Consider the following 11,193-nt stretch of genomic DNA (forward strand, 5'->3'; position numbering starts at 1 on the left):
GATCCATCCTGAGCTACTGCTACGCCCATTAGGCGACCAAAGTGCGCCCGGTTTTTATCTACCAGGAAACCATTCAGAAAATCATCAAACCGCACTGGTCATCCGTTTGCAAAATGCAGCGCATTACTTTGTAACCCAATTGTTTACTCCGCCCCCCCCCCGCATAGCAACAAAGGCATCGTTGTGGTGCTCTTGAGGGAAAGGCTTAGTTGTACTGGTGCCGGTACCTGGAAGCTTATAAAAAACCATTTGCATTGGTGCCGCATGCGCCTGATAGGTTAAAGTGGGCCGGTATTGGGTGTAAGTCGTGTCGCCATCCGGTCTATCACCGGGTTTGTATTTGCCTTCTCCGTAAATATAAGGCCAACCATAATGTTTAGCCGGCAAAAGCAATGGTACGGTTTGTATGCTGATCTACATCCGGTAAATTGTTGATTAAAATGCAGGGGACCTAAGGTGCCAGCCATATTCATATTGGCCACAAACAAATCTTTTATGGCTATCTTGTATAACTGAGTGCCTTTAATTGCCAATCCATGCACATCCTTAATGGTAGCAACTGTAGTTTTGGTATCGGTTACACCATCGTTATTGTTATCCCGCAGCATTATAACCACTCCGGCTTGCCGGCCGGTAACATACACTTGACCGGTACTGCTACGGCCAAATACGGGGCTTGCCTACATTTTCGGCAAAAGGGTAAGGTGATATAAAAAGTAAAGCTGAAAAGGGAAACAAAACCTGACAATAGATAGCTCAAAAAGTAAGAGACAATATCCTTAAAACGAATCAAGGCGGCAAGCTTCATACACTCCAAGCCACTGATCCGAGCCAAGCAAAGTTAAAGTAAACAAAATTATTTACTGGATAAATCGAATAAACTTACATTAGTATAGGTAGTCCGGTAAGTATCTGTTTCTTTGCTCATAGCGGCAAACTTGTTGTGGATTAACATTTTTCCCGGCTGTTTTAGGTTGGCTTCAAAATACCAGGTTGGCCGGTCCAGATAGTCGCCGATATTTACAAATAAATGTCTGTCGTAAACCAGCCAGACTCTTTTCTTGCCTAATAGAGGTTTAAAATCCGGACTAAGTTTATTAAAATAATCGTTTATATCCTTTGAAATAAATCGAACATCTCTCCCTTGCAGGGCGGTGTATTTCAGGTTATAAGTAGCTTTATAAAAACGGTAGGGAGGTAAATCATTCCAGTACACGTATACCACGTCACCAGGTTGGTAGCGCTCGTTAATGTAAAGAAAAGATTCGCGGTGGTGCTGTCGGGTTATGCCCACATTTTTTTCTGTATCCATCAGCTCCGGGTTAATTACCTGCACTACTGCATTATAAAATGGACCCGCCAGTAACAAGGCTGGCAGCAAATACCGCCATTTAGCCCTGGCCGGCAACAAATTCGTTAAATATTCGCAGCCTCGGGCCATTAACAAAATAGCCAGAGGTGCCAGAAATACCAGCAAACGATCATAGACGGGATAAAACATTAGCCCGGATGCCAGCAGTGTTAACACCAACGGAAAGATTAAAATAAAAAAGCGTTTATTATCTTGTCGGAAACATATAAACATTCCAACCATTAACAACAGTAAAAACAAGGGCATCATCCGGAAAATATTGCGCATGATAATATTGTCGTGGATGTCGGGCGTAAACCATAATAAACCCATGGGGTAGTTCATAAACCGGTAAATCATCTGGAAAAACCATTTCAGGTCGGCTAAACCGGTTGGTGGGAAAGGCATAAAAGCATCCTTGTGCTGGAACCAATCTATCAGCCACCCCGATTGGATATGTTCTTCGGAAAAAGCTAAGAAGTGAATTACAAAGGTTACCAGCCACATCGTAAAAGGAATAAGTGAGCGAAACAGAGCTTTCCAATTCTTTTTTATCAAGTAGTACAGGCTACAGCCAATTGCTATACCCGCCAGTATAAAAATAGAAGAAAAAGAAAACCAGAGCAGAACGACTCCTGCTAATCCCCATTTTAGTAAAGCTTTTATATCGTTTTTTTGATGGTAGCGAGTAAATGAATATAAAGCTATTATCGTGGCCAGCAGTTCGGTGCTGTATTGTTTGGCTTCTACAGCATGATAAATCAGTGGGGGTGCCAGGGCCAGCATGGCCAAGGCCACTACTACGCCCAAGGGCTTTAAAAAATAACGGGCCACTGGCATAAACAGGAGCAAAGAAGCAATTCCCGCAAGTAAAGGGATTAAGCGCAAGGCCATTTCGGATTTGCCAAAAAGCAGTACGCAGAGCCGCTCCAGCCAGAGAAACAAGATTGGAGCCTTTTGCTCATATTCCAACATAGGTGCCGTTAGCTCCCAAAAATTCATTTTAATCAGACTAGTAGCCAGGTAAATTTCATCTAACCAGAAAGAGCGGTTATCCAGGTAGTGGAAAAGCCGAAAGAAAATACCCAAAGCAACCATAAACCAGGCAAATTTATGCCATTTAGATTTTACCGGCTGATTCGTTGACGAGAAAACTAATTCTCTTGGCAATACCAGAGGAGCTGCGTTAAAGAAAGGTTTCATTATTTTAACGGTAAAGATTTAGTCAGATAAAGAAATTATACTTTTTGATGTTTATACTAATTGCCCAACAATTTAAATAATTTACCAACAGTTAAGCTTGAATATTAAATTTTTTTTATAAAAAATTAGATTATTATTACTGTTGTTACAAAAAGTTGGAGTTGCTGCCTGAAATAGCAATTAACTATAAGTGCGTTTAGGTAATTAAATTAACTGAATTTATAAACCATGATATAGGCATTCGGAAAGCAAATGCTGTATTAACCTGTACTATACAAGTAAAATTGCCAAAACTGCCTTATTCAGAATAGAACAGTTAATATTAAACCAAAATAGTTCTGGCTTAAGCAAGGTGCGTTTTGGTTTTGTTTTAATATAACTACTATTATGATTCTCCAGATATTAGAACATCCAAGTACCTTATCAAAAAGATTAAGTTCTTTTATAATTGATTCCGGCGACTATGCTCAACTGGGATGGATATTAATTTGTTTGCCGTTTATCTTTTTAGTTTTATATAGTACTTGGCTCAGCTTAAGCAGCAACAATAATAAGCTGGGTTCAGAAAAGTTTTTCCTTTTAATCACCGCCATTGGGTTGATAATACTTAGATATCCTTCGTATGCCGCAGGCGAAATAAATCCGGATGAGGCGGAGTGGATAGCCGGAGCCGCCACTTTAATCAATGACCCACGGTTTTGGCTATCTGTGGATGGAACTACCAGCGGCCCCTTAAACATTTTTCCGTTAGGATTAATTTATTTATTTAATATTAAAATATCATTTGCTACTGCCAGACTTTTTTGTAATATCTTTTTATTAATTCCAGCTATTTACTTCACCTATTTTGCTATAAAATACTTTTTTAGCCAAACAGTAGCCAGGATGGTAATAGTACCATTAATTATATTTCTTTTTCTTACCAGCCATTTCGACCTGAATTTTTATAGCAGTGAATATGTTCCTATTCTTTTATTATCGGTTCTTACCTATTTATATGCTCTGTTTAATAAAAAACCCCGAAACTTAATATTAATTGGGGCAGGAATAGGATTAGGACTGCTACCCTTTAGTAAGCTGCAAAGTCTGCCTATTGGTTTTATAATCGGCTTATTTTTTTTAATAGATATTTTACTTAACCGGTTAACAACGGGGTGGGGTAAAGTAAAAGCAATACTGATTTTTTTCTCCACTGGTTTAGCACCAACTATAATTACCATAATTTATTTATTTTATGTTAAGGCTCTCTATGATTTCTGGCAATCCTATATCCTTAACAATATAGTTTATGGCAGTGCTGTGCCTTTGGGTAATACATTGATAGCCCCACTTAAGATTATTTTAAAATATACCCAAAGTGCCATTCCTTATTATGTTATAGTGGCCATTATTCCGGTTATAGGTATTTACTATTATTTAACCAGTAAAAACCAAAAATTAAAACTTACAAATAAGCTTTTCTGGTTTGTTCACTTGTTATTTTTAGCGGCTTATTATGCAATAGGCAAAGGTTGGGAGTTTCCGCATTACCAATTATTTCTATTGCTGCCATTAACTTTGCTTAATGCGTTTTATCTCCAGTTAATTAATACCTCTAATCAACTAAACTTCTCGATATTAATGTTGGTTTTTTATGCAGTATTATCAATCCTTTTGCTTCTGCCAGGCAATGTTCTGTTAGCAAAAGTTTTGGCCGATAAAAACCTTCCGGAAAAGAATCCGGCCAGTATCCGGATTTTGAAATATGCTAAACCTAACGATAAGTTAGTAGTTTGGGGCTTTCAGGATATATTAGGTAGTAATGGCGTATATTACCTGGAAACTGGTTTAATTCAGGGCACGAGAGAATCCCATAGTCAGCGGCCAGAGGGTCATATGGGAATTACTCAGTTAAAATATTACCAAGAAAGATTTTTAAAAAATATCCAGGAAAACGAACCAGTTGCTTTACTGGATATTTCAAAAGCAGATACTAGTAATAACTTCTATCTGGATTTAAGAAATTATATTTCCCAATATTATTATTTAGATACAATAATGTACCGGAACCAAGCTGGCATAAATGCATCCGGAAGGGCTATTCTGGAACCTGGCTGGATTTCTTCAAAAGTATATATTCTTAAGAATAGATCTAAAGCATTTAACGATTAACTTAAATTTACCTCGTTAAGAGTACGTCTAAAATTCAGGTTTGTAATCTTGCAAGAATAATATCAATAAAAGCTACTTGCATAAAGTACAAGGAAGAAGCTGTTGTTTCCTCATAGTCTATGCTCAGGCAGTGGTGTGACTAATATCACTGAAAAGACTTTATGTATTTTGGTAATTTGATAAACTAAAACATATCTGCCCAGATTTTTTTGTACTGGGCAGATATGTTTTTTACTGATGTACGGATTTACTGATTGTCTGATATTTAACCATTAATCAAAAATATTATCTGAAGGAAGAAATCTGTACTGCTAAAATTATCTTTATGAAAACCATGGAAAAAGAAATAATACGGAAGCACTTCCCTCAGTTTGAGCCGCCACTACTGGATGAAATTTTAAGCCAAAGCACCCTGAAACAATTGGAGGAAGGCGAAGAAATATTGCGCACCGGACAGTACATCAGGTCTACCGTTTTGCTGCTTAGTGGGTTGCTGAAAATATACCGGGAAGATGAAGAAGGCAATGAGTTTCTGATGTACTACCTGGAACCCGGAAATGCCTGCGCCCTTTCGATGATGTGTGCGGTCCGCGACGAACAGAGCCAGATTATGGCCAAAGCCGTTACATCTTCAGAAGTAATTCTGATTCCATCGCACTTGTCGGAGTTATGGCTGGCCAAGTACAAAAGCTGGCACAACTTTGTAATTGCTTCTTACCGCCAACGCTTCGAAGAACTGCTACTAACCCTGGATAGCATTGCTTTTAAAAGCCTGGACGAGCGCCTCGTATTTTACCTGAAACGCCATGTTAAAGTTAGTGGCAAAGAAGTTCGGCTCTCGCACCAGCAAATTGCCGATGAACTCAACAGCTCCCGCGAAGTAATCTCTAGGCTCCTGAAAAAGCTGGAACAAACCGGCTCCATTACCCTGCACCGCAGTTACCTTGAAGTGCATGACCTGGGAAGCGTTTAGCTAAGATTGCTCCTTTTTTACTTTCCGGGTAGCGAATAAAATGTGCTAAATATTCATTCATTAATATTGGTAGTCTAAGCACAGATGATGCGGCTATCAGGAAGTGAATCAATGCTGGTGCCCTGTTGTTTTATGCCGGGCATTCCAACCAAATAACGCGTACCAAGGGCAATATCCAACCAGGCTGGTTAGTACAAAAATGCCACAAATTACCAGTAGCACCAAGGCTATGGTACCGGCAATTGTTCCGGTATTGTATAATACTCCAATCAAAACCCGGTATTTCCCATGTTTTTTTCATCTCTTTTGAATTTAAGGGTACAATTTAAATTTTAAGATTCAGTAATTGTAAAATCCAGTTGTGGTTGGCCGCCTGAGCCAAACAACTCCCGTCTACCAGATATATTTAATGAGATCGGCTTTATTAAATGAAAGAGGCCCTTACAGCACCTAATCAGTTACATTAGTCACATTGCAAAATCCCCCCTAGTCAACCGGTGCTAAATATTATTCCTTTTCTACCTACCACTCCGCGGTTCGCCGCACCTCGGTGATAATAGTCACTGAACCGGCTTACCCCGGGCCATACCTTTGTACCGTACTCCTTAAAACATCATAACCATGGAAATACTTGGATACATCGGGGCCCTCCTGATTGGGCTTTCTTTAGGGTTAATTGGTGGGGGCGGCTCCATTTTAACCGTGCCGGTGCTGGTATACTTAATTGGCCTGAGCCCGGTCATCTCAACCGCTTACTCGCTCTTTATCGTGGGCCTGACTAGCCTGGTGGGCAGCTATAAATTTTATAAAAAAGGTTTGGTCAGCCTGAAAACGGCCCTTGTTTTTGGTTTACCCTCTATTGTGGCAGTTTATGCTACCCGCCGCTACCTGGTGCCGGCCATCCCTGAAAACCTGTTTCATATCGGCGAACTAGTCGTGACTAAAGATTTGATGGTAATGCTGCTTTTTGCTGCCTTAATGGTATTTGCCTCTATCAGCATGATTTATAAAGGGAAGCTCAATGAACCCACGGATGATAATGCTGACAGAATAATGAGCGTGGAACATGTAGCTCCCCACTCCGAGCACCCGCAGCCAAAATTTAATTACGCCGGTATTCTGGCAGAAGGGCTGGTGGTAGGCACCTTAACGGGGCTAGTAGGCGCTGGCGGAGGCTTCCTAATTATTCCGGCCCTGGTACTATTCAGTAAACTTGATATGAAAATGGCCGTGGGTACTTCCCTGCTCATCATAGCGGCCAAATCATTGCTGGGTTTCATTGGCGACATTTATAACTATGAAATTAACTGGCTGTTCCTGGCTATATTTTCGGTTATCTCTATTGCCGGGATATTCGTGGGCACCTTTCTGTCTACCCAGATTCATGCGGAAAAACTAAAGACCTCTTTTGGTTGGTTCGTGCTGGTAATGGGTATCTATATCTTTACCAAAGAAATTTTCTTCGCCTAAATACCGGCGCGACTTTAGTCACTGTAATCAGTTTATTACCTTCCCAAATTTGTGGTACCATTAACCTAATGATGAGCACCTAATTGATAGATACATATTTTAAAATATAAAAATAAAAGCCATGAAAGTAGAACAGATTTATACCGGATGCCTAGCCCAAGACGCTTATTACATCGAGAGCAACGGCGAAGCCGCCATTGTGGACCCGTTGCGGGAGATTAAACCTTATCTGGAAAAAGCCGCTAAGGACGGTGCCAAAATTAAATACATACTGGAGACGCACTTCCACGCCGACTTTGTATCGGGTCACGTAGACCTGGCCAAAGCCACCGGTGCCGAAATAGTTTTTGGCCCCAATGCGCAACCTGCCTTTACCGCCCATATTGCCACCGACGGCGAAGAATTGAAATTGGGTAAGGCAACCCTAAAGGTGCTGCATACGCCCGGCCACACCATGGAGTCTACCACCTACCTGCTACAAGACGAGAATGGAAAAGAATATGGTTTATTTACCGGCGACACCTTATTTATTGGCGATGTGGGTCGGCCGGACCTGGCCGTGAAATCAGACCTGACCGAAGAGCAACTGGCCTGCCACCTTTACGAGTCACTCCGCGACAAGATTATGCCGCTGGCCGATGATATTATCGTATTTCCGGCCCACGGCGCTGGTTCTGCTTGTGGCAAAAACATGAGCAAGGAAACTACCGATTTGCTGGGCAACCAGAAAAAAACGAATTATGCCTTGCGAACCGATATGACCAAAGAAGAATTTGTACAGGAAGTGACATCTGGTTTGCTCCCGCCTCCGGGCTATTTCCCGATGAATGTGAAGATGAACCGCGAGGGTTACGCCAATATTGCAGAAGTATTACAGCAGGGCCAGCAGGCGCTCTCGCCGGAAGCCTTTGAAGCCGTTGCCAATGAAACCGGGGCTTTGGTACTGGATACCCGCCAGCCGCAAGAATTTGCTAAAGGCTTTATCCCAAACGCCATCAACATTGGCCTCGACGGTAACTTTGCACCCTGGGTGGGGGCGCTGATTCCAGACGTACAGCAACCCATATTATTTGTAGCTGATGAAGGGCGCGAAGAAGAAGTGGTAACCCGGCTGGCACGGGTAGGCTACGACCACACCATTGGCTACCTGAAAGGCAGCTTCCAAAGCTGGAAAGAGGCAGGCAAAGAAATAGATACCATTAACTCCATTTCCGCCGATGAGTTTGCCCGCCGCTATGCCCAGGATAATAACCTGAAAGTTGTGGATGTGCGCAAACCCGGTGAATACCAGGCCGAGCACGTAGCAAAGGCCCAGAGTGCGCCTTTGGACTACCTAAACGAGCATCTGGCCGAATTGCCTCAGGAACAGGAGATGTACCTGCACTGCGCCAGCGGTTACCGCTCCATGATTGCTGCCTCTATTCTAAAAACCAGGGGCTTTAATAAGGTAGTGAATGTGGATGGTGGCTTTAAGGCTATTTCGGAAACAACTGTACCCAAAACCGCTTACGTTTGCCCATCTACCCTGAAATAAGAATGTATTGTAAGCTGAGCCGGAGCAAAACCTAATTTAAAACTTTGCTCCAATCTTGCTTAATACAGATACCCGTGCGGTTTGGGAAATATTCTTTCCTGCGTGACCAAAGTCACTAAACCCGGATGAATATCGCCTGACCTTTGTACAGTTATTAAATAAAAGCACCAAAAGCACTGAACAGATAAAGATATGCTCATTTTTTTAAAGACCGCTCCTAACAACTACAAAGACCTGGACGGAAATACTTTTAAAGCAAAATACCAGCAGGCCGCTAAAGCCGAGTTGCTGGATGTTAGAACCGCCGCGGAGTTTGCCTCTGGCACTATCAAGGGCGCCCGCAACTTGGATGTAACCTCTCCTCAATTTAGAGCAGTTCTGCAAACGTTGGATAAGAGCAAGGAATATTATATGTTTTGCCGTAGCGGCAACCGCAGCGGCTTGGCCTGCAAACAGCTGTCGGCGCAAGGCTTTAAGGCTTACAATCTGGCTGGTGGCATTGGTAACTGGGCAGATAAAGAAAGCTATTAGAAATAGCGGTGCAAAATATTAAACCTTAGAACCGGACAGGGTTATTTGCCGGTGCTTATTAAAAAGAAAGAAAAGATATGTTAGAATTACTGAGGCAACCATGGCCATGGTACACGTCGGGCGCTATGATCGCTTTGGTGATGGTACTGCTACTATTTTTTGGAAAAACATTTGGTGTTTCGTCCAACCTGCGCACCATTTGTACCGCTTGCGGGGCGGGTAAACACGTCAAGTTTTTTGATTTTGACTGGCGCTCCCAAACCTGGAACCTGCTTTTCCTAGTCGGCGCAATTCTGGGCGGGTTCATCTCGTCGGAGCTCCTCAGCAGCAACGAGGCCGTGCAAATATCCCAAGCTACCATTCAGGATTTGCAGCAATTGGGTATATCTGCCCCAAAGGGTATACAGCCCAAGGAGCTTTTTAGCCTAGAGGCGCTTTTGAGTGTGAAAGGTTTTTCCCTATTACTTTTTGGCGGCTTTATGATTGGCTTTGGTGCCCGCTACGCCGGGGGCTGTACTTCCGGACATGCCATCAGTGGTTTATCAAACTTACAGCTGCCTTCGCTAATAGCCGTAGTAGGCTTCTTTATTGGTGGTTTGCTTACCACCTTCGTACTGCTGCCGCTTATTTTTTAATGGAAGTAAGCACCGAAAAAAGAGAAATAATTTTTTAATTATTAAGGGCTATTAGCTGATATTCGCTTAAGTCTATTTTCAAAAAAATCCTGATTACAAGAACTTAGACTATAGTTTTAACTAAAAACAATTCAAAATTTAAAGCAAAGACCTTGAAAGGAATTAAATTTATAATGGCCGGCATTATGTTCGGTATTGTTATGAGCAAATCGGAGGCAATTTCGTGGTTCCGTATCCAGGAGATGTTCCGTTTCCAGTCATTTCACATGTATGGTATCATTGGTACCGCGGTGGTATTGGGCACTATTGCTACTTACCTCATCAAAAGGTATAAATTGCGCGACTACCAAGGTAACTTAATTGTATTTCACCCAAAAGAAAAGTCTGTGTTGCGCTACCTGATTGGGGGTACCATCTTCGGGGTAGGCTGGGCGCTCACCGGGGCTTGTCCGGGTCCGATGTTTGTGAACATCGGCTATAGTTACTGGCCTATTTTGGTGGCCATTGTTGGGGCTACTGCCGGCACTTTCCTGTACGGGGTACTACGCGAGAAACTGCCGCATTAAATCGGTAAAAGCAATGCTCCCCATTATAGAGAAATCATCATTAACTTTATTGGATTCAAACTAAGTTCTGCTATCATCTATCAGAATCTAAATTTTAGTGAGGCTTTCACAGCATAAAGTCATCAAAACCAAAACATTCATTATTCATTTTATTTCTGAATTAACAATATCCTCTACATCCTACTTTATTTGTAAATAATAGCGCTGGACCCAGGTATTATCTAGCTTCCCGATTAACGGTAAATCAGTATAACTTCTCTCTTTGTACTTTTAAGTAACAAACAAAGCATCAGAACGGAGAACACTAACAAATCATGCCTTAATTAGCCGCAGTTAATAATTGCCTGCAAAACAAAGAGCTTGGTACAGCAGACTTTAGCGTTTTAAAATTAGAATGCCCTCAGAAAACTGATACACTAGAAGCTAAATTGGCTGATTTAATAGATGCTAAAAAAACATTGATGAGTTACTGAAGTCAGGCATTGACAAGCTATCTCGGTAAGATATTCTTTATGAAAATGGCACCTGGAAGACAAGAGAAAGATAATAAGTTCGATGTACCTCTAAAATTCAACTTACGATAAATGGCAACATTGAACCATCCGGATGGATGAACCTATAAATATTATCTATTTGATAATTAATAAAAACAGGAACCTGATAAATAGAAAAGCCACTGAAATTCAGTGGCTTTTACAAACAGTGATCCCGCTGGGACCCGAACACAGCACCCATACATTAAAAGTGTATTGCTCTACCAGCTGGGCTACAGAATCAGA

10 protein-coding genes and 1 tRNA gene are annotated in these 11,193 nt (G+C 41.7%); 7 read left to right on the plus strand and 4 right to left on the minus strand.

Translation table 11 applies throughout. The features are described 5' to 3' along the window. Nucleotides 1-123: 123 nt before the first annotated feature. Together ACO1R6_RS00615 and ACO1R6_RS00620 are read right to left on the minus strand one after the other, a co-directional pair. Complete coding sequence (locus tag ACO1R6_RS00615) at nucleotides 124-387, minus strand: hypothetical protein (protein ID WP_486261428.1); 264 nt, start codon at nucleotides 385-387, stop codon at nucleotides 124-126. Between the two features lie 469 nt (nucleotides 388-856). Continuing rightward, on the minus strand, nucleotides 857-2,554 hold the full coding sequence (locus tag ACO1R6_RS00620; protein ID WP_486261430.1) for a glycosyltransferase family 39 protein: 1,698 nt from the start codon (nucleotides 2,552-2,554) through the stop codon (nucleotides 857-859). Nucleotides 2,555-2,941: 387 nt separating this feature from the next. Between ACO1R6_RS00620 and ACO1R6_RS00625 the strand changes: the two genes are divergently transcribed. Both ACO1R6_RS00625 and ACO1R6_RS00630 read left to right on the plus strand, forming a co-directional pair. Continuing rightward, the gene (locus ACO1R6_RS00625) at nucleotides 2,942-4,705 is read left to right on the plus strand and encodes a hypothetical protein (RefSeq protein WP_486261432.1); all 1,764 of its coding nucleotides are present in this window, start codon (nucleotides 2,942-2,944) and stop codon (nucleotides 4,703-4,705) included. A 325-nt stretch (nucleotides 4,706-5,030) separates the two neighbouring features. Next, on the plus strand, nucleotides 5,031-5,678 hold the full coding sequence (locus tag ACO1R6_RS00630; RefSeq protein WP_486261434.1) for a Crp/Fnr family transcriptional regulator: 648 nt from the start codon (nucleotides 5,031-5,033) through the stop codon (nucleotides 5,676-5,678). A gap of 108 nt (nucleotides 5,679-5,786) precedes the next feature. Here the strand turns inward: ACO1R6_RS00630 and ACO1R6_RS00635 are convergent, their stop codons facing one another. Beyond that, complete coding sequence (locus tag ACO1R6_RS00635) at nucleotides 5,787-5,951, minus strand: YgaP family membrane protein (RefSeq protein WP_486261436.1); 165 nt, start codon at nucleotides 5,949-5,951, stop codon at nucleotides 5,787-5,789. Nucleotides 5,952-6,299: 348 nt separating this feature from the next. Here ACO1R6_RS00635 and ACO1R6_RS00640 point away from each other — a divergent pair, with 348 nt between their 5' ends. The 5 genes from ACO1R6_RS00640 to ACO1R6_RS00660 all read left to right on the plus strand — a co-directional run bounded on the left by ACO1R6_RS00640 (nucleotide 6,300) and on the right by ACO1R6_RS00660 (nucleotide 10,414). Beyond that, a complete protein-coding gene (locus ACO1R6_RS00640; RefSeq protein WP_486261438.1) occupies nucleotides 6,300-7,148 on the plus strand; it encodes a sulfite exporter TauE/SafE family protein in 849 nt (282 codons plus the stop codon). Nucleotides 7,149-7,269: 121 nt separating this feature from the next. Further along, nucleotides 7,270-8,682, plus strand: a complete 1,413-nt coding sequence (locus ACO1R6_RS00645; RefSeq protein WP_486261440.1) for an MBL fold metallo-hydrolase — start codon at nucleotides 7,270-7,272, stop codon at nucleotides 8,680-8,682. A gap of 192 nt (nucleotides 8,683-8,874) precedes the next feature. Further along, nucleotides 8,875-9,213, plus strand: coding sequence for a rhodanese-like domain-containing protein (locus tag ACO1R6_RS00650; protein WP_486261442.1), 339 nt, complete (start codon nucleotides 8,875-8,877; stop codon nucleotides 9,211-9,213). A 77-nt stretch (nucleotides 9,214-9,290) separates the two neighbouring features. Beyond that, nucleotides 9,291-9,848: a YeeE/YedE family protein gene (locus tag ACO1R6_RS00655; protein WP_486261444.1), complete on the plus strand. Its 558-nt coding sequence runs from the start codon at nucleotides 9,291-9,293 to the stop codon at nucleotides 9,846-9,848. 152 nt (nucleotides 9,849-10,000) lie between these two features. Beyond that, nucleotides 10,001-10,414: a YeeE/YedE family protein gene (locus ACO1R6_RS00660; protein WP_486261446.1), complete on the plus strand. Its 414-nt coding sequence runs from the start codon at nucleotides 10,001-10,003 to the stop codon at nucleotides 10,412-10,414. A gap of 703 nt (nucleotides 10,415-11,117) precedes the next feature. Here the strand turns inward: ACO1R6_RS00660 and ACO1R6_RS00665 are convergent. Further along, nucleotides 11,118-11,190, minus strand: a tRNA-Lys gene (locus tag ACO1R6_RS00665). Nucleotides 11,191-11,193: the final 3 nt, after the last annotated feature.

The sequence above is a fragment of the Adhaeribacter sp. genome, assembly GCF_057359045.1.

Excerpts from the sequence above, each read along its gene's own strand:
- ACO1R6_RS00620 (WP_486261430.1), bottom strand. The coding sequence starts at position 2,554 with ATGAAACCTTTCTTTAACGCAGCTCCTCTGGTATTGCCAAGAGAATTA.
- ACO1R6_RS00625 (WP_486261432.1), top strand. The coding sequence starts at position 2,942 with ATGATTCTCCAGATATTAGAACATCCAAGTACCTTATCAAAAAGATTA.
- ACO1R6_RS00630 (WP_486261434.1), top strand. The coding sequence starts at position 5,031 with ATGAAAACCATGGAAAAAGAAATAATACGGAAGCACTTCCCTCAGTTT.
- ACO1R6_RS00640 (WP_486261438.1), top strand. The coding sequence starts at position 6,300 with ATGGAAATACTTGGATACATCGGGGCCCTCCTGATTGGGCTTTCTTTA.
- ACO1R6_RS00645 (WP_486261440.1), top strand. The coding sequence starts at position 7,270 with ATGAAAGTAGAACAGATTTATACCGGATGCCTAGCCCAAGACGCTTAT.
- ACO1R6_RS00650 (WP_486261442.1), top strand. The coding sequence starts at position 8,875 with ATGCTCATTTTTTTAAAGACCGCTCCTAACAACTACAAAGACCTGGAC.
- ACO1R6_RS00655 (WP_486261444.1), top strand. The coding sequence starts at position 9,291 with ATGTTAGAATTACTGAGGCAACCATGGCCATGGTACACGTCGGGCGCT.